The organism is Lewinella sp., from assembly GCF_050633125.1.
Lineage (GTDB): Bacteria > Bacteroidota > Bacteroidia > Chitinophagales > Saprospiraceae > Lewinella.
Genome location: NZ_JBOEFX010000069.1, coordinates 46,018 through 70,918, shown reverse-complemented (window position 1 = coordinate 70,918; position 24,901 = coordinate 46,018). Strand labels below are relative to the sequence as shown.

The 24,901-nt window shown below is 45.7% G+C and carries 16 protein-coding genes; 2 read left to right on the top strand and 14 right to left on the bottom strand.

Going from position 1 to position 24,901, the window contains the following annotated elements; translation table 11 throughout:
* Positions 1-30: 30 nt before the first annotated feature.
* A complete protein-coding gene (locus ACRBG0_RS15120; protein WP_431487701.1) occupies positions 31-324 on the bottom strand; it encodes a hypothetical protein in 294 nt (97 codons plus the stop codon).
* 222 nt (positions 325-546) lie between these two features.
* Between ACRBG0_RS15120 and ACRBG0_RS15115 the strand changes: the two genes are divergently transcribed.
* Positions 547-1,812 carry a hypothetical protein gene (locus ACRBG0_RS15115; protein ID WP_431487700.1) on the top strand — a complete coding sequence of 422 codons (1,266 nt, stop codon included), beginning with the start codon at positions 547-549 and terminating at the stop codon, positions 1,810-1,812.
* Here ACRBG0_RS15115 and ACRBG0_RS15110 read toward each other — a convergent pair.
* The 3 genes from ACRBG0_RS15110 to ACRBG0_RS15100 form a co-directional block, all read right to left on the bottom strand.
* Complete coding sequence (locus ACRBG0_RS15110) at positions 1,799-2,623, bottom strand: DUF6503 family protein (RefSeq protein ID WP_431487699.1); 825 nt, start codon at positions 2,621-2,623, stop codon at positions 1,799-1,801. The genes ACRBG0_RS15115 and ACRBG0_RS15110 overlap by 14 nt on opposite strands.
* 44 nt (positions 2,624-2,667) lie before the next feature.
* The gene (locus ACRBG0_RS15105; protein ID WP_431487698.1) at positions 2,668-3,402 is read right to left on the bottom strand and encodes an SDR family oxidoreductase; all 735 of its coding nucleotides are present in this window, start codon (positions 3,400-3,402) and stop codon (positions 2,668-2,670) included.
* 70 nt (positions 3,403-3,472) lie between these two features.
* Complete coding sequence (locus ACRBG0_RS15100) at positions 3,473-4,075, bottom strand: TetR/AcrR family transcriptional regulator (RefSeq protein ID WP_431487697.1); 603 nt, start codon at positions 4,073-4,075, stop codon at positions 3,473-3,475.
* 198 nt (positions 4,076-4,273) lie between these two features.
* Here ACRBG0_RS15100 and ACRBG0_RS15095 point away from each other — a divergent pair, with 198 nt between their 5' ends.
* Positions 4,274-5,599 carry an extracellular solute-binding protein gene (locus ACRBG0_RS15095; protein WP_431487696.1) on the top strand — a complete coding sequence of 442 codons (1,326 nt, stop codon included), beginning with the start codon at positions 4,274-4,276 and terminating at the stop codon, positions 5,597-5,599.
* Here ACRBG0_RS15095 and ACRBG0_RS15090 read toward each other — a convergent pair.
* The 10 genes from ACRBG0_RS15090 to ACRBG0_RS15045 all read right to left on the bottom strand — a co-directional run bounded on the left by ACRBG0_RS15090 (position 5,568) and on the right by ACRBG0_RS15045 (position 24,899).
* Positions 5,568-6,695, bottom strand: coding sequence for an ABC transporter ATP-binding protein (locus ACRBG0_RS15090; protein ID WP_431487695.1), 1,128 nt, complete (start codon positions 6,693-6,695; stop codon positions 5,568-5,570). The two genes, ACRBG0_RS15095 and ACRBG0_RS15090, sit on opposite strands and share 32 nt — an antisense overlap.
* 272 nt (positions 6,696-6,967) lie before the next feature.
* Complete coding sequence (locus ACRBG0_RS15085; RefSeq protein ID WP_431487694.1) at positions 6,968-8,284, bottom strand: hypothetical protein; 1,317 nt, start codon at positions 8,282-8,284, stop codon at positions 6,968-6,970.
* Positions 8,285-9,715 carry a glycoside hydrolase family 130 protein gene (locus tag ACRBG0_RS15080; RefSeq protein ID WP_431487693.1) on the bottom strand — a complete coding sequence of 477 codons (1,431 nt, stop codon included), beginning with the start codon at positions 9,713-9,715 and terminating at the stop codon, positions 8,285-8,287.
* A 20-nt stretch (positions 9,716-9,735) separates the two neighbouring features.
* On the bottom strand, positions 9,736-10,551 hold the full coding sequence (locus ACRBG0_RS15075) for a carbohydrate ABC transporter permease (protein WP_431487692.1): 816 nt from the start codon (positions 10,549-10,551) through the stop codon (positions 9,736-9,738).
* Between the two features lie 134 nt (positions 10,552-10,685).
* Positions 10,686-11,555 carry a carbohydrate ABC transporter permease gene (locus ACRBG0_RS15070; protein WP_431487691.1) on the bottom strand — a complete coding sequence of 290 codons (870 nt, stop codon included), beginning with the start codon at positions 11,553-11,555 and terminating at the stop codon, positions 10,686-10,688.
* Between the two features lie 14 nt (positions 11,556-11,569).
* Positions 11,570-12,622, bottom strand: a complete 1,053-nt coding sequence (locus ACRBG0_RS15065) for a glycoside hydrolase family 130 protein (RefSeq protein WP_431487690.1) — start codon at positions 12,620-12,622, stop codon at positions 11,570-11,572.
* Between the two features lie 81 nt (positions 12,623-12,703).
* Positions 12,704-16,795, bottom strand: coding sequence for a LamG-like jellyroll fold domain-containing protein (locus tag ACRBG0_RS15060; protein WP_431487689.1), 4,092 nt, complete (start codon positions 16,793-16,795; stop codon positions 12,704-12,706).
* A 152-nt stretch (positions 16,796-16,947) separates the two neighbouring features.
* Positions 16,948-20,076 (bottom strand): LamG-like jellyroll fold domain-containing protein, encoded by a 3,129-nt coding sequence (locus tag ACRBG0_RS15055; RefSeq protein WP_431487688.1) that lies wholly within the window; start codon positions 20,074-20,076, stop codon positions 16,948-16,950.
* 227 nt (positions 20,077-20,303) lie between these two features.
* Positions 20,304-21,728, bottom strand: a complete 1,425-nt coding sequence (locus ACRBG0_RS15050) for a RagB/SusD family nutrient uptake outer membrane protein (protein ID WP_431487687.1) — start codon at positions 21,726-21,728, stop codon at positions 20,304-20,306.
* A gap of 15 nt (positions 21,729-21,743) precedes the next feature.
* Positions 21,744-24,899 (bottom strand): SusC/RagA family TonB-linked outer membrane protein, encoded by a 3,156-nt coding sequence (locus ACRBG0_RS15045; RefSeq protein WP_431487686.1) that lies wholly within the window; start codon positions 24,897-24,899, stop codon positions 21,744-21,746.
* Positions 24,900-24,901: the final 2 nt, after the last annotated feature.

The window sequence follows — 24,901 nt, the reverse complement described above, 5'->3', positions numbered from 1 at the left end:
ATGACAGAAATTTTGTCTTGGCAGTATGCGCTAGGGATGGTAACCAGGCCCGTTCAAGGGCAGCCCGTAAGGGCCGAGCGAACAGCGAGTGGTGGACAGCCCGCCCCGGAGCGCTAGCGAAGGGGAGCGCCCAAAATAGCATTGAGCCCATCCATTAGTCTTTTCCCCTGCTTCGGGGAGCTCAAAGGTTGCTCCATCGGCAATGTATATAGAATCGAGTCCTGCCTGAGGAGCGTTCGTTTCTGCAGTCAGTACGATTTGTGCACTGCCTAGATACCAACAGATAAATGTAAAAAGGAAGAGTATAATTCTTTTGAACTGCATAATTTTGCTTTTTGAAATGAATGATTATAAAATTGTTGAGATCGCCGTTTGGCCAGCGTTCTTTCTATAGCAAAAGTGCAGCAAACCCTCTGCCGGGGGTTATAAAAAAATCGGCAAATTGTATAAAATACCAAGCAGCGTATAACATTTGATGCATTAGGGTGGCTCAAAATTTATACGGGGCAGCATTCAGCGCTTATCTTTGCGCAAAGCAAAATTGCCATGATCTTTTATCGTCCTCTTTCTTTTTGTGTGTTCTTGCTGCTCGGCTGTCTACTTTCTATAAGTGGGAATGCGCAGGTATTTCGCAACTACGCAGTTCCGGCTCCACCACCTGAGCCAGGAGTACCTCAACAGTCTGCTAAAGGAGAGAAAATCTACACCATTGACACCACTTTTCAAACCTGGCAAGAGGCCGAGGTAAAATGGCTCGACGCAGATAGCAGCATTCACTGGGAGAAGCAATTCCCTAACTATAGTCAAGGGAGAATAGCGAAAAACAGCCAACATATTGGCCTGGCCGGTGTGGAGACGATCTATACTGACGGGTACGCTAGTGAGAGCCGATTATATCTTGACATCCTCGACCTAAGTGGCACCCCGTCCGGGAAGCTTGTCATTACAAATACCAAGGGAATCATCTTGGTAAGTGTTGCCGCCGGTGAAGCTTTCTTCTACCTTGCTTACGAAAAACATACGGGATCCAGTGATAGGAACATGTTCATTGCGCAGGTCGATACGCTGGGTAATTTGCAATGGGAAACCAACCTTGGCCAGCGCTACGGCACTTCTGGCACCCGCCTTTTACAAGTAGACCCTGAAGGCAATGCTGTACTCTTTGCGCAAATGTACAAAGAGGTCGGTTTTGATGTGCTTACCCCGGCTGGAGTTATCAAAGACCGGAAGATGCTGTATTTCAACCATACGTTCTCCCCTACTTCTTTTAGTTTCCGCAAAAACGGTCATGTCCTGGCTATTGGCAAGCAACTCAAATATGTAAAGAGTGAAACCTACAGCAGCAGCGTGGCCATTGAGTTGGACGATCAATACCAAGTCTTACAATACTGCCAAATAGAAAGCCCCTACAACGATGTAGCCCTGGACATCACCGAAGATGAACAGGGCCACATTTATTTTCTTACCAATGCTGAAGACTTAAAAAGCCCTTATGGTCAAAGAGCTAACTTTAACATTATTGGGCAATTAGATACCAATTTCGAGTTGCTCCAAACCAGTCGTTTTAACAATACCAGCACCGGCCTTTCCCTGCAATTGGCCTGGTCACCTACGCTTGGCCTCTGGACTTACCAACGCTACTACAACAAGGGGCAGACGTTTGCTCTTTTCCATTTCAATGAAGACCTTTCTATTGAAAGCATTTGGAGCAAGCATGGTGCTTTTAGTGACCCTCACCAGCTATTGATAACCGATGACACTTTTTATTTAGGTGGGGGATCGAGGGATTCGTGGGTGCTTAACTTTTTTTAAAGTCTTCCTTTGTTAAGTTATTATTGAACTTTATAGCTGACCAGTTGACTTTAATCCAAGGAGCTTCACTTACATCTGCATCCCAGGTGGATTTTTTGTAAAGCCGTTCTGTTGGTATCATCAAGCCGTCTATCTCTTCATACTTAAGCGTCATTAGATTGGGGATTTCCATTTTACCAAAATCAGCTACGGTAAAAAGAAACTGGTCTACCAAGGAGGTCTCTTTATTGATATAAAGCTGGTAAATATCCGTCGGCTTATCATCTTCTGAATTAAACGTGATTTTTACGATATCATAATCTTTACCTTCAATATTTTTCTCGCCAAGGTATTCGTAGTTTAAGCCTGGGTCCAACAACTTTTGCATCATGGTGAACCAGTAGAAGTTGGTGGGTCTGTTAAAGGCGACCCGCTTCAGCATATCTTCATCATTTAATACTTCTCCGTTGTGCTTGAGCCAGTATTCTTCTCCATCATAACCCTGCTCAATTAATCCTTCGAGTTGAGGGAAAGTTCGATCATGTTGATGGTAAGCCCCATAAGACAACTCTCCATCAAAGATGTACTTCTCGGTAGTCTGATCTGTTTTGCCATCTGGCGTTTGGTAGGTGTAAGTATATATTACATCCTTCTTCTCCAGAAGGGCGCGATAATCACCGACTTTTTGTACCATATTATTCACCAACTGCTGTCCCTTGTCTTGAAACATGAAAGCCGCATCTTCTGATGATGGGGATTCCGCTGGATGATTATTGCTGCAAGCAACGAACAAACAGCTTAAGAGGATGACCGTTAAAAATTTAAAATTCATTTCCATTTTTTATTTATAAAACAATGATTGTCAAATCAATACAATTAGACCAATGCTCCATTTGCGCCTATGATCTGGCCTGAAATCCATTTAGAATCACTACTTGCCAAAAACAATACAACTCTTGCAATATCAATAGGCTTAGCTAGCCTGTTAAAAGCATTCATAGCACTGAGTTTGGCTATAAACTCTTGGGATTTTCCATTTAAGAATAGTTCCGTTTCTGTTGCTCCTGGAGCAATTGCATTTACGGAGATTCCTCTACCAATTTCTTTTGAGAACACCCGAGTCATCTGCTCTACGGCTGCCTTAGAAGCAGAATAAAGCGCATAAGTAGGGAACATTAATTTAGCTGTACTCGAGGAAAAATTTATGATATTTCCATTATCCGATAATTTATAATATGCCTCTTGAAGGGTATTAAAAATCCCCCTTACATTGACATCAAATTGCCGAGAGAAATCTTCCTGGGTATTATCTTTTAATAGTTTGGAAATCATGATGCCCGCATTGTTAACCAACACATCTACCTTTCCGTAGCGTTCTATGGTTTCATCAAACAAGCGGGTCACTTCATTCTTTTTGCTTACGTCAGCTTTAACAGAAAAGGCTGTTCCTCCGTTTTTAATAATAGTATCAACAGTAGTCTCGGCCTCCTCTTCACTATTGGAATGATTGACGACGACCTTCGCCCCTTCTTTTGCCAGAAGTAGGGCAACCTCTTTGCCTATTCCTTTTGACGAACCTGTTACGATCGCCACTTTTTGATCTAACTTCATTGTCTTGTTCAATTTATTGTTACATGTAACACGACAAACATACCAACCAGTATGTTTATAGGCAAAAAAATTACACTCCTATTTGCTTCAAATAAAAAGAAAGGCCCGCAATGTATTCATCAAGAATCAAATCATTATCATATAATTTACGGATACCACGAATGCCTTCAAAAGCACTTATCAAATAAACAGCCAAGGCCTTACTGGAAATATTTTTGCTAATAGCGTTTTCCTCTTTTCCTCTATCGATTAAATAAACTAGTGCAGATTTCCATTCCTCTATTATCCTTTTCAAAGCTAATTGATAGGCCGTTTCAAAATCCGCAACTTCATTAATAAAGTTATTCAAAGGGCACCCATGCTGTTTTTCATACAGTGAAAAGGACTTTAAACGCTCTATAAAAGTAGATTCTATTATTTCTAACGCATTTCCATCTTGGTACAAGGGAGTAATCATTCCCTTGTATACTCGCTTTTGTACCGCTAGGCTAATCACTGCAAGCCCAACTTCCTTTTTGTTTTTAAAATGATGATAAAACGCACCTTTGGTAAGCTTGGTAGCGCTCATTATTTTATCTACACTCGTGGTTTTAAAACCACTTTGATAGAACAATTTAAATGACTCATCAATGATTAACTGCCTAGTGAGTTCTGACTTTGTTTTTTGCTCCATGCTACAAAGGTACAAAAAATACCATATAGTATGTTTTACTGGTTGTTTACTTAGAAAGGTTTTGTTTTCACGCTAGAAAAATGGCATACAATCCCCTTACTATCTCACTAAAAAAGCTTATCTTATACGCTTAATTATTCCACTACATCACTCTTGATTAAGACAGCAATAGTCTTCAAGACACAAACCAATCACTCCTTGAAAAGCTATCCTTTATTTCAGCTTAGAGCCTGGTCGATATTTCTATTCTTTGCGTTTTTTTCTTTTTCCCTGGCCAGTTGTAGCCAAGAAAAAAATGCCTCAGATACTACGATTACTTATTGGACATCAAACAATGGCGGCGAGATCGCTTTTTCCGACTGGGCGGTGGAACAATGGCAAGGCGCGCATCCTAATACTCCTATTAAATATCAGCCAATTCCCGAGGGGCAGTCTAGTGAAGAAATCATCCTGGCAGCAGTGGTGGCGCGTACAACTCCCGATGTTTATTCCAACATTTGGCAAGGCACCGTTGCTTTTTACAGTGACGCTGATATTCTCGTGGCACTAGATACCCTTGATGGGTTTCTTGATTTTATCCAAAGTCGTTGCTCCCCCTCTACTATTCAGGAGATCACGGCTAAAAATGGGCATATTTACCAACTCCCGTGGAAGATAAATCCGATCATGACAATTTACAACAAGCGGCTGCTCAGCGAGCTAGGTTATGATCAATTTCCTGCCACCTATTCCGAGTTTCTGCAAGCGGCCAAAGATTTTCAAAGTGACGAAAACAATGATGGCTATGTTGATCAATGGTTTGGCAACACCTCTGTAAAGCTAGCGTGGTATCAACGTTTGTTCAATTTTTACCCGCTATATCTGGCAGCTTCCGGAGGGGCTCCGCTCATTAAAGATGGTAAAGCTAACTTTAACAACGAGCACGCCATTGAAGCTTTCCGTTTTTTGCAAACACTCTATAGGGAAAACTACTTTTCTAAACAATCCGAATCTGCTGGCCAGGATCTCTTCGTCGCCGAACAATACGCCAGCAAGTGGACGGGGCCTTGGGAAATTCAATACCTGGAACGATTCAAAAAGGACGATTTCGCATATAATTTCGCCCCAATGCCTGTACCAGATACACACAAAGGGCCTATCTATACCTACTGCGACCCCAAAAGCTTCGTTATTTTCAATACTTGTAAAGCGCCACAGGCCGCGTGGGAATTCATAAAAAGTATGGTGACAGAGGAAGCGGATTTGCAATTTCTAAAAATGACTAACCAGCTCCCTCGCCGACAAAACCTAAATCAGTTGTCAGCGTTCATTGAACACTTTGCTGCTTTTCCTAAAATGCAGGCGTTTGCAAATCAAGTACAATATGTTGTTGGAGGAGATTATAGCCCTTACTTGACAGAGGTATTTGATATTATTTCACAAGAGTATGAAGCTTGCGTGCTGTATCAAACCAAAACCCCAGAACAAGCAATCGCGGATGCAGAAGCAGCCGTTAATGTACTACTTCGTGCGGAGCAGTCGTAAGTGACTCCCCCGTCTCAGCGGAAAAAAAATGGATTTTTTCTCGTTCTATATAAAGATCCATCGTTGCGGGCAAATTGTTACTCACTTCTTCACTGAGTAAGCGGGCCGATATTTGCTGGTTACCAATGGTTAAAAAGGCGAAGCATTCATGCCCCAAACGTTCCACCATTGGAATGTGCGCACTAAAGGGAATGGCTTTAGGCCCGGCTTTGGCAGCACTGGCATAGATGTGTTCTGGACGAATACCCATGGTCACTTTCTGGTGAAGAAATGCAGCAATTTCTGCCTGATTTTTTACCGAAACACGTATTTGCCCAGTCGCTTCGTCACGAAAGATGATATCTCCTTCTTCTTGTGTTATTTTTCCATCCAGGAAATTCATGGGAGGCGTGCCAATAAACCCTGCAACAAAACGATTTCGTGGAAATCGGTAGAGATTATCAGGCGTATCAACTTGCTGGATAACGCCCTGGTTAATTACCGCTATGCGATCCCCCAATGTCATTGCTTCTACTTGATCGTGCGTAACATAGACGATCGTGGTCTGCAGCTTTTTATGTAGGCGAGCAATCTCCAATCTCATCTGCCCTCGTAATTTAGCATCTAGGTTACTGAGGGGTTCGTCAAAAAGAAACACTCTTGGTTCTCGTACAATCGCTCGGCCAATGGCAATACGCTGCCGTTGCCCACCCGACATCGCTTTGGGCTTTCTTCCCAATAGGTCTTCGATACCCAGAATGGCGGCGGCGCTCATGACTTTTTCGTGAATGACCGCTTTACTCATTCCCCGTATTTTTAATCCGAACGCCATATTTTCATAGGCAGTCATGTGTGGGTAGAGTGCATAATTCTGAAAGACAATAGCAATATCACGATCCTTTGGAGGCAATTCATTAACAACTTGGTCGCCGATGTAAAGTTCTCCCATACTGATTTCCTCCAAGCCGGCAATCATACGTAGCAATGTAGATTTCCCGCACCCGGAAGGCCCTACTAAAACCATGAACTCACGGTCTTTCACTCCTAAAGTTACTTCTTTGATGGCCTGTACTTTGCCGTATTGCTTAGTGACCTTGTCAAATTTTATTGCTGCCATTGAAAAGCGTATTTAAGAGATTGATTAATAAAGCGTTGTAGTATATTTGGCCACAGAGAGGCACAGAGACACGGAATAACACAGTTTCTTTTATAGCCAAGTCGGCTAGTGTTCTGCGAGCTGGTCAGAAGACCAGATTGATATAACATCTTAGTTCGGAAACTAAGATGAGCTTAGTACTTTTTTTTGCGGGTTTTATTGCTTTAGATTTCCAAATATAAAACCTCTGTGTCTCAGTGCCTCAGTGGCTAGAAAAAATCAAAACAAAGTGCTTATTCTGGTTTCACCACAGCTAGCAGCGCCGCCTGTGCGACGGGTACCTGCTCTACCGCAAGCAACGTCAGCAAAGCCTCAATGGTAGATTCTGCTCCCGAATTTTGATTCACCTGATCCGCGCTATTGATGCCATCAAAAGTGCGACCGCTAGTGGCATCATAGATGACCTTTTCAGCGGGGTTATCGCCCAAAAACCAAGCCGTTAACTCCGCAGCCTGAAGCGCGTAAGCCTCTTCGCCAGTTAGCTCGTAAGCCTTCAGTGCAGCATAGACCATCGGGCGGATATTATATGCTATCTGCGGAAATTGTCGAACATTGACAAGCACCAGCTTTTTGTCTTTTTGCTCTATTTCGAAAGCATGGAGCCCATCTTGGGCTAAAAAGTACGACTGAAAACCACGTACTTCACGTAAGCCAGCAGCTACAAAACTGGCTTCTTCGATCAGCTCTCCTGCTGACAGCAGTGCATAAGCTTGCGTATTCCCCCAGGCATGCCACAGGTTCTGCCAGCTCAAAAATGCTCCATAGGGAGCTTGTTCTTCGCTACCGGCCTGCGCACTCAGCATTAAATCCCCCATTTTCCTAATAAGCGCTCTCAGTTCCTCAGAAGGAGACTGGCGATAATGGTTATTGAGCCCTTGCAAGATAACAGCAATCTGGTCTGTCCCCATTTCCGATAAACAACGGGGAAGCGATAGTCCTGCGACCTCGTAAGTATCCTCGGGTTCTGGACACAATTGGCTAATAAGAGGAATCATTACGTCAATTACCGTAAGGCTACGGCTTTGTACCTCCTTTAGCTCCTTAGCATTCACTACTCGAAGTTCCGTCAAAGCCCAAAAAGCTCTCCATGACCACGAGTTGGGAGTGGCAACGCTATTTTGGTGTGTCGTATTCACCGTTCCGTCAGGAAAAACGAAATTATTAAAGTATCCATTTTCTGCTTGCATTTGCAAGATAAACTCAGCCAGAGATTCAATTCTTTCAAGGATCTTGGCCGAAGGTTCCTGCTCATAATAGCGGCAATAAAAAACCAAGCTACGCGCCACATCATCCACACAAGTGAAGCCCTCGTCTTCATCCGTCACCAGACGATAATCAGGTGCCTCGCTGTAAATCCAGATGCCACCTACCTCTTGGTCTTTTACTTTGAGGGTGGTGAATAAATGATCGAGATGACTCGTATTGATTAAGCTTACCGGGCTTTCAGCCTGTGTTGTTTCGTCCTCAGCAGCAGCAGCAGGTGATGGTGAGCAGCTAAAGCAGAAGCTTGCTAAGCCTAAAACTTGGAGAAGAATATATCTAGCCCTCATTTAGTTTTTCTTTAATAATTCAGCAATAAGATCGTTCTCCGCAACAGTCGCGAAGCTGATAGCGCTATCTGACATGGCATAAGGAATAACCAAATGACCAGCATGCGCGATCATGCCACAGGTGTACAGCACATTGGGTACGTAACCTTCTCTTTCTTCAGCGTTTGGTGACAAAAGCGGCAGTTCCAGGCTGGCGATCACCTTTTCCGGTTTTTCAAGATCGAGGAGCGTACAACTCAGCACATATTTACGCATAGGGCCCACGCCATGGGTGAGCAATAGCCAGCCAGCGGCCGTCTTTACGGGGCTTCCACAATTACCGATTTGCAACATCTCCCAGCCCCGTTCTGGTACTTGCAGCGGCTGTGACTCCTCCCAAAAATGGCGATCATCGGAGTACATGATCGATAAGCTACGGCCTCCTTGACGGCCAACCATGGCGTAACGGCTGCCTATTTTTTCAGGGAAGAGGGCCATTCCTTTATCCGAAGCCATACTGCCGTAAAAAGGACCGATTTTAAAATGACGAAAATCCTTGGTTTCAATAAGTTGTGGTCGAATTTCCCGGCCATTATATGCCGTATAAGTTCCCAGGTAAGTGGTCTCGTCGCTATGCGTAAAAGTCACGAAACGAGCATCTTCCATTCCATTGGTTTCTGACTGAGAATGTGGAAAAAGAACTCTACTCATCAGAGGAGTGCTTTCATCAAAATCTACTTCATAATTTAATTCAAAGACGAGTGTCAGTTCCGCTTTAATTTCCTGCTGCTGGGCAGGCGTTAGTTCAGACAACGTATCAACAACTTGCTTTGCTTCCGCTAAGCTAAAAGACGCGGGTAAAGTTTGTGCTAAAAGCTCTTGTCCTTCATCGGAAATATCCAACCTGTTTATCACAAAAGACTTGTCACGTACCAGGTTCGAGGAAACGTTCCCGCTCGAGAGATACCCGGAGCGCTCGTCAAGCACAACGCCTCCTTGCGCATCTATCAACCCAGTGGCAAACGTAACGGAAGAAATATGCCCTTCTCCAGCAGCCCTCAAACTCATCAAGAATCGTACGCCCCCCGCTGAAACTCCTTGCTGGTCAGGATGAACGACAATGGAAGGGTTAAAAAGCGCAGCAGCTTCAATACTGTACTCATTGGTAAAATAAGCGCCGAGTAGTACCTGCTTAGGAGCGTCTGCAAGGGGTGGAACGTATTGGGTCACCCTTTCATAGTTTTTGCGAAAAATACCGGGCAAATCGGCGTGTCGTTCGCCAAATTCCTGGTACAAGTTCTCTAATTGCTCCGCCGCCGCCGCCGCCGGCAACGATCGGATATAGTCAGCAACAGGCGCAATGCGCGCTGCGTTCCCAATATTGAGGTAACGAGCCAATACCCGTTGAGGGTTAGCGTATAATCGAATCTTTGTTCTTTTGATTGTTTTCATATTAAATTATGGATCGTTAGTTATCCTTTTAGCCCTGAAGAAGCCATACTCTGAATAAAATGTTTCTGAAAAACAGCGTAAGCAATAATTATAGGCAAGGCTAGTAAAAATGCCGCTGCCAGCTTAACCCCCAACTGTGCCTCAGCTCGCCCACCTACAGCAAAGAGTGTAACCAATTGCGGCATCGTCATTAAGTCTTCTTCTCGAATGACGATCAATGGCCAAAGGACATCATTCCACGAATTCATAAAAGTGATGATCCCTACAGTAATCAATGTGGGTAAAATATTAGGCCATAGCACCTGAAAAATGATCCGTAATTCACCACAACCGTCTACCCGAGCGGCGTAGATAAGGTCATCAGGGATGGCTTTGAAAGCCTGCCGAAAAAGAAGAATGGCAAACGCACCATTGAGTGCAGGTACGATCAATGCTGCCAGCGTATCTACCCATCCAAATTCTACCATGAGGATATAATTCGGGATTAAGGTAATCTGAAACGGGAGGGTCATCGTAAAAATGATGATGTAAAAAAGGGCCTCGCGCCCGCGAAAGTGGAGCTTAGACAAAGCGTAGCCTGTCATCGACCCAAAGGTCAACACGCCCGCTGTTGCCGTGAGCGCGACCAAACTGCTGTTCAAAAAAGAACGCCAGATAGGGATTTTATCAAAGAGTGCCAGGTAGTTGTCCAAGGTAAAACCCTGCGGCAAAATACCCAGCTTGGTAATGTTGGCTTCTGGCGTAAAAGAAGCCAGCAGCATCCAATAGAATGGGTAGATAAAAGCCAACGCAGCTATCACCAAAACAAAGTACAACAGAATGCGGGATAATTTCATGGTAAATACTTATGTATTGCGCAAAAAATAAGCTTAGCCTTCTTTTAAGCTTTCCAAATAAATGGCACACTTATAAATGAACCGTTTAGCCACTTATTTTGAAAGCGAAGGTTCAACTTATTTTTGTGCTGTCTCTATTCGTCAGCTTCAATCGTGTATTTCTGAACAGCAACTACTAACATAATCAGGACCGCAAAAAAGAGTCCCAAAGTAGCGGAATACCCCATGTGGTAATACCCAAAGGCCTGTTTGTAGATGTAGAGCATCGCCGACAAGGTACTATTCAGTGGGCCTCCATCTGTCATAATGTAGGGTTCGATAAAGAGGCTAAACCCTCCTATTGTCGACAAGATTGCTACCATGAAAAGCGTGGGATTGATCGCCGGCAAAGTAATGTACCTAAACTGCTGCCAGGAGCTTGCTCCTTCTACCTTTGCAGCCTCGTAGTAGCTTTGTGGAACAGCTTGTAGACCGACTAAAAAAAGGATAACGTACAGCCCCACATTCTTCCACGTGGCCATTATCGCAATAGAGATCATAGCGATCTTGGGGTTAGTGAGCCAGCCTACCCTGGCAAAGCCCAAATCCGTCAACATCCGATTCAACAGCCCCGTCTCGACCCCCAGTAATTGCTGCCACAGGATAGTAACCACCACCCCGGAAACTACCACCGGCAAGAAGAAAGACGCTCGAAAAAAACCACGCATGAATAATTTTTCATTCAAGACGTAGGCCAAACCCAAGGCGATCAACACCTGTAAAGGGATATGAATAAGGAGAAATTTCAGGGTATTCAAGATGGCCTTCCAAAACAATCTATCCTGGATAAGACGAGAAAAATTATCCATTCCTACAAATTCCATCGGAGCAATAATATTCCATTTATGGAAAGTAAGCAGGATAGAAAACCCTACCGGAAACAGAATGAAAAATACGAGATGTAGCAAGTAGGGAGAAACTATCAGATAAGGTAACAATCGGCTTTTTGTACGGTTTTGCAGCATCTTTTTTCGTCGATTTAGACTGTCGTTAATATATCAGTAAGAATATCCTGGACAGATAAAGTAGCACCGCAGATGACTTCGTCTGAAGCACCGTAATACATCGTCAGTTTGTCGCCATCCAGGAGGTGACCATTGGTAAATATAACATTCCCAAAAAAGCCCATCTGTTCATAAATGGAATCAGGTTCCATTAATGGTCGATGAGAACGAGCCAATACCTTGGAGGGGTCTTCTAAATCGAGCAGAGCAGCTCCGAGGCAATACCGATGTTCTCCATTCGCTCCGTGATAGATCATCAGCCAGCCTTCCTCCGTCTTAATGGGGGCTGCTCCCGCTCCTACCCTGGCGCTGTCCCACCAACCTTCACGGGTTTGCAAAATACACTGATGCCCTCCCCAATGCAGCAAATCAGGAGAAGAAGCAATCCAGATAAAATTTCCTCCCGGACCATGCCCTGACGGGCGATGAAAGCAGTAATATTTACCTCCTATTTTTTCTTCAAAAAAAGCACAATCTTTATTGTGAGGTGGAAAAATCATGCCTTCTCTTCTAATCTCACGCCAGTCTTGCGTTCGCATAAGGCCTACACCTACGCCACTCTCTGATACTTGGGTATAGGTTAGGTAATACTCGCCTTCAAAAAAGCTCACCCGACAGTCTTCGATACCGTAAGTTTCAAGCTTACCTTTACCAAAAAGCTGGGTGGGAAAGCCTGCCGGTTCAACGAACGATTTACCATCTTCGCTACAAACCAAACGCAGATGAGAAATAGTCGACAAGTATTTTTTGCCATTGTGCCCAATCATTCGGGGATCAGAAAGGTCTACTTCTTCTTTTTTGAAAGAGAGTACCTCGATGGTTCCATCTTCTTTAAGGACAGGAAATGAGACAACTCCTTCCTGCTGTACCGGGCGTTCTGCCACCCGAAGGAGTAACCATATTTTCCCATCAAAACGAAAAACCCCTGGATTGAGTACACATTCTACGACCCAGCCAGGTTGGCTCGGCGCAATATCTTTTGTTGTTAAAATAGGGTTACCAACAAACCGTTTAACCGTATTTGCCATAATGCTAATTACGAGTTTGGAAAGAAGGAAGGTTAGCCGTCATTGCTAACCTTCCCTTACTTGTTTTATAGATGTTCCGACTTACTGCTTATTGAACATTACAGTTCCCAGGTTCTTGCCTCCCAACACAAAGTTGAGCGAATAGATACCCGCAGGGTAATCAGATACAGACAAATCGAATTGCCCATTGGCTACTTCAGCAGGGGTCAAGCGTAATACATCCAACTGGCGACCAGCTGCGTCAAAAGTGCGCAACAAAAGGGGCTGATTGGCTGGCAATTCGTGCCGTACATTCAGTATATCCGTCGTAGGATTAGGGTAAACACTTTCGATGTAAGTACCAACCAAATTGGGCTCATTCGTACCTACTACAATAGATCCTGTCTCATAAAGTGTTGCAATTTCTGCGGCCGTTAATGCCCGGTTGTAAATCTTTACGTTGTCCAAAGCACCATTAAAGTACTGCTCGCCTTCTACCGGGTTGTTACCCATACCGAGGGACATAGCAGTAACGTTTAATACTCCAGGAGATGGCTTGCTGTTTGCCTGGACACCATTGACATACACCAAATCGTTTTCACCATCATGCACCATCGTTACATACCACCAGAATCCTGGTACCAGTTCATTGCCGTCACCGCTATCCATGTCTGAGATCAATTCTGGAAACTGAGCTGTATTACTGTTGGTTGTCCAAACGATTTTGGTATGCTGTGGCAAAGAGATTTTCCAGCGTTCGCTCCAGTGACCAAAATCCATGATGTAAGCTTCCGCTTCAGCTGTGTTGATTTCATCTACACGAATCCAGAAGGCTACCGAAGTGTAATCAGAAAGCAGTTGTACCGCATTAGGTGCCAGTACAGAATCCTGCATCCCATCAAACTTGATGTTCATGCCGCCACCATGAGGGTGCGTCGCATTTTCAAAAATTGGATCACCACCAATGACCCCGTGGTTTTCGTAAGGCGTCGCATCGTTGGCGTCGCCATCGAAAGGATAGTGAGCCACCAAACCGGGCTCTGCCGTTTCCAGTGGTTCCGTCGTACTAAGCGTTAGTTCAGCTAATTCCGAAACATTCCCCGCCAAATCGAATGCAGCTACTTCGAAAGAATATAGCTCAGAAGGCTCCAATCCCGTCACCAAGATCGAAAGGTTTCCGGCACCGATGGTATCATAAGCTACGGCATCTAACCAAATATAATAGCCCGCCACTTGCGTATCATCGGTAGCTGCTTCCCAACTTAGAAGCACAGAGCTAAAGCTGGGAGATCCCATCAGGTTAACGGGTGGCGTGGGAGGAGTAATATCGGGTGTTTCATCAACACCAGTAGTCACGGCTAAACTGCTAGGCAAAGATTCATTACCTGCCGCATCTATGGCCGTCACCGCAAAGGAGAAGGTGGTCAGTGGCGTTAAAAGGGGGAAATAAGCACTCGTTTGTTGCGTAGTTGCAGCAAGTACGCCGTCCAGATAAACGTTATAAGCGATGACCGCTTCGTTATCAGTAGCAGGTAACCACATCAGGTCAACATTATTGAAGACTACGTCAGCGGCAAGATTAAGGGGAGCATCGGGAGCTTCGTTATCTGTTATCACCGGAGGAGTAGACTGTTCTGTATAAAGGGCTGCTACGGCTGCTCCGTCAAGCGCAATGCTATACAACTGTACCTCATCCAAACTTCCATCCAACCAATTGCCACCATCAATGGGGTTATAACCCATCCCCAGAGGGTGAGTCGTGCTGTTTAAATCACCGGCCACGTCTTTCTCTGCGACCTGGGCGCCGTTGAAGTAAATGATGTCTTTGCTACCATCATGTACCATTACCACGTGCGTCCATTCACCCACAGGTAGTTCGTTACCATCTCCGCTATCCATGTCGGAAATGCCACTCGTATTATTTGTGGTAAAAACGGGCTTACCGTGGCTGGGTAGCGAAATTTTCCAACGCTCCTGCCAGCCGCCATTCGACAACAAGAAATATTCACCGCTAGCGGGCAAGGTGTTGAGGTTTATCCAGAAGCTGATACTTGCTAATGGTGAATTCTGCTGGGTAGAGTTTGCCGCGGTCACTTCCGTGGCACCGTCAAAAGCAGCAGCTTGATTGGTACGGCCAAAACGATCTGTTGTCAGCACGGGCGTGGAAGCATCATTATTGTAGGCCGTCTCATCGTTACCGTTACCGCTGAAAGCGTAATGGGCGACCAGATCACTATCAGCAGGTGCCGCGTTTTGCGCCGCGTAGAGTGCTGCAATAGCAGTTGCATCAAGTGCTTCGTTGTAAATACGTAAATCGTCGATAGCACCATCAAAGAAGCTACCGCCATCGATAGGGTCGTGCCCGATACCGAGTGGGTATTTGGTCTTTGCCAGTGCGCCAGCTGCGTCGCGCTCGTTGGCCAAACTGCCATTAAGGTAAATAAGATCTTTGCCGTTCGTAGCATCGTGTACCATCGCTAGGTGCGTCCAAGTGTCCAGAGTTAGTGGCGTACCAGAATCGAGGTCATTACAACAGCTTGCCGTATGGGTTGTCCAGACAGGTTTGCCATGGTTAGGCATAGAGATCTTCCAGCGTTCCTGCCAACCGCCATTCGATAACAGGTAGGCTTCGCCGGAAACAGGAAAGCTATTGGCTTTTACCCAAAAAGCGACCGTCGTTGCATCAGTTTGTAAGGCAGCTGAATTAGGGGCAACGGCTGCTCCTTCGAGGGCATTTGCTCCCCATCCGTGGCGGTTAGCCACCTCGGTTCCTCCAGAAAGTAGTTCGGCGGTATTGCCAAACTGGCTATCGTCGTGGCCGTCTCCGTTTAGGCTGTACAGCGCAACCTCTGGCGTTGCCGTTCCAGGGAACGTCGCTTGCTCACCGTAGAAGGTATTCACTTCGCCAGCGGTCAGTGCGTAATTGAAGATGGCGACCTCGTCGATCACCCCGTCTGTCCAATTGCCACCATCAACGGGATTGTAGCCGATTCCTAGTGGGTGTGTTGTTGCATTGAGGTCACCCACTACATTCTTTTCTGCGGCAAGAGCACCATTGATATAGATTATATCTTTGGCACCATCATGCACCATCATTATGTGGGTCCATTCGCCAGCACTTAGTTCATTACCATCACCACTGTCCATGTCTGAGATACCACTCGCACTATTCGTCGTAAAGACGAGTTTACCGTGATCAGGCAGGGATATCTTCCAACGTTCTTGCCAACCGCCATTGGACAACAAGAAGTATTCACCCGTAGCAGGCAAACTGTTGAGCTTGACCCAAAAAGCGATGGAAGTTGTAGCCGAATTCAACAAAGAGGAATTAGGTGCCGTCACTTCGGTACTTGTACCATTGAACGCCAATGCGCTGTTACCATATCCAAACCGATCGGTAGCGATCGCTGCATCCTGCAATGCTGCATGGTTTCCATAGGCGTCATCAAAACCTGCCGCAGAAAAAGAGTAGTTAGCAACAATAGCGTTTTCTACCGCTGGTGCTATACTTTGCTCATTATATAGTGCTGTAACCTCGGCATCAGAAAGGCCTTCACCAAAGATCATCACTTCATCCAGAGCACCCGTAAAGTAATTGGCATCATCGATAGGATTGTAGCCTATTCCCAAAACATTGGTAGTTGCATTCATATCGCCTGCAACGGCTTTTGTTGCTACGACCGCACCATTTATATAGATTTTGTCTTCGGTACCATTATGTACCATCGCCACGTGGGTCCACTGGCCAGCAACGAGCTCGTTGCCATCACCAGCATCCATATCTGAGATACCGGAGGTGTTATTGGTCGTCCAGATCAACTTTCCGTGGGCGGGAAGTGATACTTTCCAACGCTCCTGCCAACCACCAAAGGAGAATAGAAACTCTTCGCCTTGTTCTGGCAAAGCAGTAACGTTCACCCAGAAGCTGAGGGTTGTTTGTGGCGTATTCAGGATGCTGCTATTAGGAGCCGTTACGCTGCTTTGCTCTCCGTCAAACAAAAAAGCGCTATTGGCAAAACCGAGGCGGTCCTGAGTCAGCTGTGCTCCATTCACTACGGCATGGTTAGCATTGGTAGTTATATCTTTGGCACTCCCCGAAAAATCGTAGTGCGCTAGTGGGGTTTGTGCGAGCGCACTTGTTGTACTGAGTAAACAGACAACACCCAATAATAAAAGGTATAAATGTTTCATCATCTCAATATGGTATTAAAGTTAAGGAACAGCACAAAAGTAAATTGAGCCGACGTTTTTCAAAAAGCAGGCTAAGTGGTTCATTTTAAGCGTGCCGGCTTTTTGAAAAACCTATAAAGAAGGCTCAATTTATTTTTTGCGCAATACAATGGTTATTAAATCTTGATTACGGTACTTACAGATCGCCCCAATGGGCTAGTCCAAACTAGGTAATAGTGGCCTTCAGGCCAGTGTTCAACCGCTATTTGTTCGGTATCGCTTGTCGTTATCTGGCTGTATATTCTTCGACCTAATACATCGAAGACATCAATGCGCCCTTCTTGATTTTGGGCTAATCCCCAATGCAAGAAAAGTGTATTTTTTACGGGATTGGGGTAAATCAGTAGTTCTTCTTTAGCCAATGTGAGAAGTTCATCAGTAAGGGTTACACCTCCTTGATACAGCGTATTCACTTCCACTGGTGTGAGGGCATAATCGAAAATTTTCACCTCATCAATCACTCCTTTGAAGTTGTATTCTACCTCACCAGGTAACATCTGCCCGATCAAGAGTGGGAAGGTGGTCGTACGAATCAAGCCACTAAAGGCTTCATATGCCGCTAGTTCTCCGTTCAGATAAAGTGCCAGGTACGCGCCATCATAGGTGGCCGTAAAATGGTAGAATTCCTCAATCGCTAAAGGTTCTGAGACATCTAAGTCCCGAACACCATTGAGGGTATTCACCGTCCAACGCAATTGCTGCTGCGGGGTGATAGAAACTTTCCAGCGATTTTGCCAACTGCCGTGAGAAACAACAAAAGCTTCACGTTCCAGCAATGTATTCATCTTCAACCAACCACTTACCGTAATGGCTTCCTGAACATTCATGATAGGCATGTTCTCCACTGCAATGTGCTGGCTACCTCCGTTGAAGTAATAAGCGTTATTGTTAGCCCCTAGCAAGTCGGTCGTCAAGAGTACACCGCTGGCCTGACCATGTAATTCGTTGCCACTCACATCAAGCGCGTTCCCCGTAAAGGGATAATGGGCAATGATTTCTCCTGCCGTGGAGACAAAATTGCGCACTAATATTTCCGTGGTGCCAATTGTGCTTTGTCCCTCCTCGTCGGTAACGACAACCTCAATTTCAATAATACCTTCTACCGCGGGAGCATCCCAACTGGCCGTCGCGCCATTGCCATTTATAATACCACCATCGACTGACCAGCTGTAACTTAAACTTTCCGGAGCTTCATCGGTCGCCAGGCAGTTAAAGGTGACGATGCCTTGTGGGGCTGTAAATGGCGTACTTTTTTCTATGGTAATAATCTGTGGAGCGAGATTGATTTCCGGTACAATCGGCAAGATCAACAAGGCTGTATCCTGGTTACCTGCTTCATCAACTACAATGCACTGAATATCTACCACTCCTTCGCTTACAGGTGCTGTGTAAACGATACGGTCGCCATTGTCTGCAAACGTACCCGCGGTAACAGACCAAGTGTAAGTCAGCTCATCACTATCGATGTCTTCCACCGTAGCATAGATGGTCGTGGAAGTCGTAGCAGCCACTGGCGAATCTTCTGCCGCTAAACCTCTAAAACGAGGAGCAGCTGCATAAGCCTCTGCATTTTGCTGATAATCAACAACTACACCATCAATGAGCATCTTATTTTCCTCGTAAGTGATTTCTCCTCCAGCAGGGCAAACCACCAACATTCGAGCAGCATCAGCCAAAAGAGAGACACTAAGATCTCCACTTACATTTTGCGCGATGAAAGCCTCTGTCAAGGCATCGTAAACATCAACGGGGTCATCGCCCAAGGCCAACGTAATGGTCTCTGTTTGCCCATAAGGGTTGTAATATAAATAAGAAGGATAAGCTTCCGCTGCGAAGAAATCCGTCTTCAATAAATCAATCTGCAGGATGCGCTGCACTTCCGTTGGTTCAATGATCGCTCCTAGGTAGCCAATAGAGCCTGTACTGTACAAAGAAAGATTCGTTTCCGCCCAGCCACCATTCAAGGCATCACCCGTAGAGAAGGGCGACTGTCCATCCATATCTTCGCGTAAAGCCTCGTAGCCAATCACCTGTTGGGGGTCATTGGCCATGGACCACTCTGAACCATCCTGAAGGAAACTCGGTAAAAATCCAGGGTAAAAAAGGCGGGTAGCATTAGCTAGGTTAAGCACCCACTTGCCTATGGCACGCGCAAAACGCTTATCGTAACGTACCGCTGGAACCAATGCTGCTGCTTGTTGTACGCCATTCAGTTGAAAAGCATAATCGTCACCATTATCGTTGGCCTCGCCCACCAAGCCAGAAACATCGAAGTTGTTCCAGTTGCCGACAATTGTTCCCCAACCCCGCAAGGGACCGCGGTCAAATGACCAATTGATCATTTTCTCTATATCGTAGTTGGTGCCCAATTCTCCGTTCATTCGGGCGGCAGTGAGCGTTCCGTAGGGCAATTGCAACTCGTAGGAAGGATTAGAGGACCAGTCGTCTAGAAAATCCAAAGCCCATTCTGCTCCTTGCAAGTAAGCTTCATTACCCGTTTCATTCCAAGCTTGGTAAAGCAACCATGCGAAGGCACCAGCGGCCTCCGGCTCAGGAACACCCTGAGCATTGGGCGTCATTTCCCTAAAATCCCAAGCCCGATAATTGAGGTAAGGAACCGCCCAAGGAGTAGCGCCACCTCCCATCGTTTTAATGGCTTCCAGCATTTTATCTGCGATAGTGACAAACTGAAGGTCGGCCTCCCCTCCCATCTCAGGATACAAGTCGTAGAGCTGATAAAAGTAGACGTTGGGCATCATGTCATACCACCAATCATTGCCACTGCTGGTAGAGGGTGCATTGAGGTAGATGTTCTCGCCGTTGGCTTTATTGTAAAAATCCTGGCTCATCCGCACCCAATTGCGGCCAAACTGATTTTGCTTGTTCTGGCCCACCAGCGTCGCCCCCACCAAGGATGGCAATACATTAATGGCCTCGTTGCTCATCGAAGAAAAGGTACCTACGTAGGTGTCCAACCTAAAGGTGGGGCTAAGCGGGTAGTTAACCCCACTTGGCTGAACCGTACAGAGCGGCAAATACTGGCCTGTCAGCTCCGTATCATAGACCATTTCATCGTACTCCAAGGCCACGGTTTTCCAGTCCAGCAGGTTGTAGGGCGCTGGCTGGTTAGGCATCGCCTCAATTCGAGGAATGGCTATTTGCCCCGATTGCCCAGCTAAAGCCAGCGGTAGCAAATACCCAAGCAATAGCATTCCCTTCTTTATCTTTTGCAGCAAAACAAGCATATTGTTTAATTTACGCGAGAATCTAATATAAACACATCATTATCAGCACCTTAACCACTCTAACATCCACGCTACCAGGTAAAAACAAGCAATACCTGGTATAGAGCATCCATTTAGAATGATCAAAGTTCCTATACCTAAGTACGGTGAGATGTTCCTTCGGAGCTCTTGCTTTGCAGGAACCCCCAAAAGCACCACGTAGTAAAAGCGAAGCTAAACCTCAGGTTTTAATAATTCGGGTTTTGTTTGAGTTCTGGATTGAGGTCTATTTCTGTTTGTGGGATGGGGAAAACCTCATGCTTCCCTACCTCAAACCCCACTAGTGAATCGGCGGCGACACCCCAGCGAACAAGGTCGAAAAAACGATGTAGTTCGAAACCCAACTCTACCTGCCTTTCGTGCCGCAAAAGCTCCCGCAGTGCTGCTTGATCGGTAGTGGTGATGACGGGTAGTGTCGTGGCTGGCTCGATGGATTGGGCACGCGCACGCGCACGTACTTCTTCTAGTGGAGCCAGTGCTGCCGAGGTTTGGTTTAATTCAATCAGCGCCTCCGCTTCCCACAGTAGTACTTCCGCATAACGAATAGCTGTATAGTTGATGTCGCCATCCGCTTTCTGAGTTACGACAGAGTCTGATTGGATATATTTCCGTACACTGTACTTCGTAGAGGAAAAAGAATTGGTATAGATACGATCAAAGTACTCATCGCCACGCATAGCCACCGTAATAGGCAGGCGAGGATCTCCCTCTTCAAAAGCAGCCACAAAAGATGGCGTAACCTCGGCGAATCCATAGCCATCAATTTTGCGGGAAGCCCACCATTGGTTGAGAAAATTACCCAGCCCCAGCTCGAGGTTGGCATGCTGAATTTCCCATACCGACTCGCTATTATTCTGTGTGAATTTACCGTAGTTATCGGCATAGTCTTCCACCAAAGCATAAACGCCCAAGTCTTTGATGCGGCTCACGTAGCTTACTACTTCCGACCAATTCTCTGCATATAAATTGGTCTTACTGGCCAGTGCCAATGCTGCTCCCTTGGTCGCACGACCTTCGCTACCAGCGGCAGCTACTACAGGCAATAGAGACGCTGCACGCTCACAATCGGCAATAATTTGCGCAAAAATTTCCTCTCGCGAGCTGGCCGGCTGGCGCAGCTCATCGGGTGGCAACAATTCCGTTAATAATGGTACCTCGCCAAATACCTGGGTCAATAAGAAATGATAGTAAGCACGCAAGAAAAGTGCTTCTCCGGTGTACTGCGCTCGCAGTGTTTCTTCCACTTCTACATTTTCGATATTATCCAGCACAAGGTTACACTGAGCAATACCCTCATACTGCACCTTCCAGAAGGTATTAAATTCTTCTGTACGAGGTGTATAAGTAAAGGCTTCCAGCTCTACCAGACCAGGGCGGGAACCATCGCCTCCAGTGATGGCTTCATCGGAGGTTATTTCGGCAAAAGCCCAATAAAAATTACCATTATTATTGTTTAGCAACAAAGGCCCATAAGCCGCATTGAGTGCCTGAAGCGCATCTTCCCCTGTTTGGAAAAAACTGCCAGCATCGTAAATCCCAATCGGGTCTTTATCTAATATCCCTTCACATGAAGTGAACATCAACAAGGGTAAAATATAGCGTAGTAATTTCATCGTTTTCTATTCTTTTTAAAACTTAAGTTGAACGCCCGCAGTGATCGTTCGTGGCGCGGGTACTGTTCCCCAGTCAATCCCCACCGCCAAATCGGAAGAGATACCTAGGCCTTGGGTATCGTTGGCATTTGCTTGTATTTCAGGGTCTAACCCAGGATAATTGGTGAGTGTGAGGGCATTTTGAACGGTGCAATAAACACGGAAGGTGTTGATCTGCTCATTATTGAGTAGCGGAGCAAAATCATAGCCCAATGAAATATTCCGAATCCGCAGGTAAGAACCATCTTCCAGGAAGCGGGTCGAAGGACGGCGGTTGCCATTGCGGTCATCAACACTTACCCGAGGGATGTCGGTATCTGTATTGGTAGGCGTCCACCGATCAAGAATATCACGATAGGAGTTAAAGCCTCGCAACTGGGTTTCGTAAGCAAAATTTCCGTAGAGGAAATAGATATCATTGCCTTCAACCCCTTGCACGAGCATAGAAAAATCCAACCCGCCCCAATTGAGCCCGAGCTGTAAACCATAGCTAAAATCAGGAAATGGATTACCTACGTGCTTCCGGTCTTTATCGTCTATGACATTGTCTCCATTGAGATCGGCAAACTTGACATCGCCTGGACGAGTAAACTGGGTTTGGAACGGACTAGCAGCGATCTCTTCTTCTGACTGAAACAAACCCACCATCTCCCAGAGGTAGAAAGAACCTACCGGGTGACCAGCTTCCGTACGTGTCAACGGCCCATCCGATAAACCAAAGCCCCCTAAAATAGGCTCACTGTCGGCAATGGAAGTGACTTCATTACGCAGGCTTGTGAAATTGGCACCGATGGTGTAACCTACTTTTCCAATCCTATTTTTGTAAATCAAGCCCAGCTCAATTCCTTCGTTTTGAACAGTTGCTGCGTTGACAAAAGGAGGGCGAGTAGCTCCTCCCGACTGAGGTACAGGAACTCGTACTAGAATATCCTCTGTCGTTTTCCGAAACACATCAGCCGTAATCGACAAACGATCACCACTAAAGGCGACATCCATCCCAAAGTTGGTCTGCGTGCTGGTTTCCCAACGGATATTACTGTTACCTATTTCTACGATATTAGCACCCGTTGCTACACTGTTGTCGTTTCCAAAAACATAGACACGATCGCCGACATCAACCAAGGAGCTAAAGGGGTAAACCCCAATTTCCTGATTACCTAAGCGCCCCCAACTAGCTCGTAGTTTCAAACTAGAGACAAAGTCCTGTCCGACAAAAAATGGCTCGTTAGAAATATTCCAAGCCGCTGAAACAGAAGGAAAAGTCCCCCAACGATTGTTTTTACCAAAACGAGAAGAGCCATCCCGACGAATAGCTGTACTGACCACATAGCGCCGTTTGTAAGAATAAGTAAACTGACCAAAATAAGACAACAAGGCCCATTCTGTGGCAATACCAGAAGCACCAACATTGCTGATTTCTTCTGGTACACTAGCATCAATATAGCGAAAGAGAGGATCGCTGCGTCTAAAATTATTAGCAGACGCCCCTAGATAGTCGGTATGATTCTGAATGGCCTCCATTCCTACAAGTGTGGAGATACGATGTCCACCAAAATCACGTTCGAAGTTAATCGAATTGTTCCACACCAAGGTTTGCTCGAATACCCGGCCTTCGTTCAACGAGGTAGGGTCGTAAATTGCAGGAGACAAACGCTCTTTGAATAACTTACTGCGCTCAAAGAGCAGATCTCCCCCCAGTGTTGTTCTTAGCTGAAGTCCATCAAGCAAGGTATATTCTGCGAATACCGAACCAAACATACGATACCGATTGATTGTCCAATCCGTATTTTGATTAAAAGCCAGAGGATTGGCATTTCCATCACCAAAAATTGTAGGATCTGATAGTTCAGAAGAAGTCTTCACTAGCGTACCGTCGGCATGATATACAGGAAATAAGGGAGAAGCAATCAACGTATAACGAACACCACTAGGTTCATTCCCGGCACCAAAACCATCTCCCGAAGAGTTGATCACCTGCCGATCGGTAGCAGAAAAGGAAATATTACTACCTAGGCGAAAACGATCATTGCCAATATCTCCATTGATACGTAGTTGATATTTATCAAACCCCTGCCCTTGGTAGATCCCGTCTTGGGTAAGGTACTCTCCTGAAATAAAGAAACGGCTTTGTTCTCCGCCGCCCATTGCAGAGAGAGAATAACGTTGCATCGGAGCTACTCCAAAAACGAGGCCGAGCCAGTCGGTATCTGGTAAAGTATCTAAGATTGATAAATCATAGGTTGGTAGAATATTAGCAGGGTTACGCAGCTCATTGGCATTAGTAATTCCCTCATTGCGAATAGTCAAAAATTCTTCTGCATTTAGCAACTCCGGTAACCTGACGGGTTGCTGGATACCAGTGTAAGCCTCAAAGTTAAAAACAGTCTCTCCCGGTTGTCCTCTTTTAGTAGTAATCAAAACAACTCCATTCGCTGCCCGTGCCCCATAAATAGCCGCTGCGGCTCCATCTTTAAGTATTTCAATAGAAGCAATATCGCTAGGAGAAAACATATTAATATTACTGGTAGTGGGCACACCATCTACGACATAAAGCGGATTATTATTACCCAGTGATCCGGCTCCTCGAATCCGAACAGCGATATCATCGCCTGGTGCGCCCGTGACCTGAGTCACAACAATGCCCGGTGCCTGCCCCTGTAGTGCTTGATCAATACCTACGACTACGAGCCGTTCTATATCTCTAGACTTTATAGAGCTAATAGCTGAAGAAACCTCACTTCTGATTTCTCTTTTATAGCCCGTCACAACAACTTCATCCAACAACTTTGCATTTACTCCGAGAACAATCTCTATTTCTGATCGACCAGCAATAAGAACCTCCTGATCATCATACCCTAGATAACTGATTACCAATGCGATATCAGCAGCACTCACCTCCAATGAAAAACGACCATCCAAATCTGTCGTCACCCCATTAGTCGTTCCTTTCTCGAGGATACTTGCACCAATTAATGGCTCTTGATCAGTGCCTTCTATCACCCTGCCATTCACTACAAACGACTGTGCAATGAGGGGTGTCATTCCCATCAAAAACAACAGTGGCAACGCCCATAAGATGAGTTGCTTACCAGTATGTTTACAGTGCAAAATTACGTCCAAATTTGTGCTCATAG

Excerpts from the sequence above, each read along its gene's own strand:
- ACRBG0_RS15120 (WP_431487701.1), bottom strand. The coding sequence starts at position 324 with ATGCAGTTCAAAAGAATTATACTCTTCCTTTTTACATTTATCTGTTGG.
- ACRBG0_RS15115 (WP_431487700.1), top strand. The coding sequence starts at position 547 with ATGATCTTTTATCGTCCTCTTTCTTTTTGTGTGTTCTTGCTGCTCGGC.
- ACRBG0_RS15110 (WP_431487699.1), bottom strand. The coding sequence starts at position 2,623 with ATGAATTTTAAATTTTTAACGGTCATCCTCTTAAGCTGTTTGTTCGTT.
- ACRBG0_RS15105 (WP_431487698.1), bottom strand. The coding sequence starts at position 3,402 with ATGAAGTTAGATCAAAAAGTGGCGATCGTAACAGGTTCGTCAAAAGGA.
- ACRBG0_RS15100 (WP_431487697.1), bottom strand. The coding sequence starts at position 4,075 with ATGGAGCAAAAAACAAAGTCAGAACTCACTAGGCAGTTAATCATTGAT.
- ACRBG0_RS15090 (WP_431487695.1), bottom strand. The coding sequence starts at position 6,695 with ATGGCAGCAATAAAATTTGACAAGGTCACTAAGCAATACGGCAAAGTA.
- ACRBG0_RS15085 (WP_431487694.1), bottom strand. The coding sequence starts at position 8,284 with ATGAGGGCTAGATATATTCTTCTCCAAGTTTTAGGCTTAGCAAGCTTC.
- ACRBG0_RS15080 (WP_431487693.1), bottom strand. The coding sequence starts at position 9,715 with ATGAAAACAATCAAAAGAACAAAGATTCGATTATACGCTAACCCTCAA.
- ACRBG0_RS15075 (WP_431487692.1), bottom strand. The coding sequence starts at position 10,551 with ATGAAATTATCCCGCATTCTGTTGTACTTTGTTTTGGTGATAGCTGCG.
- ACRBG0_RS15070 (WP_431487691.1), bottom strand. The coding sequence starts at position 11,555 with ATGCTGCAAAACCGTACAAAAAGCCGATTGTTACCTTATCTGATAGTT.
- ACRBG0_RS15065 (WP_431487690.1), bottom strand. The coding sequence starts at position 12,622 with ATGGCAAATACGGTTAAACGGTTTGTTGGTAACCCTATTTTAACAACA.
- ACRBG0_RS15060 (WP_431487689.1), bottom strand. The coding sequence starts at position 16,795 with ATGATGAAACATTTATACCTTTTATTATTGGGTGTTGTCTGTTTACTC.
- ACRBG0_RS15055 (WP_431487688.1), bottom strand. The coding sequence starts at position 20,076 with ATGCTTGTTTTGCTGCAAAAGATAAAGAAGGGAATGCTATTGCTTGGG.
- ACRBG0_RS15050 (WP_431487687.1), bottom strand. The coding sequence starts at position 21,728 with ATGAAATTACTACGCTATATTTTACCCTTGTTGATGTTCACTTCATGT.
- ACRBG0_RS15045 (WP_431487686.1), bottom strand. The coding sequence starts at position 24,899 with ATGAGCACAAATTTGGACGTAATTTTGCACTGTAAACATACTGGTAAG.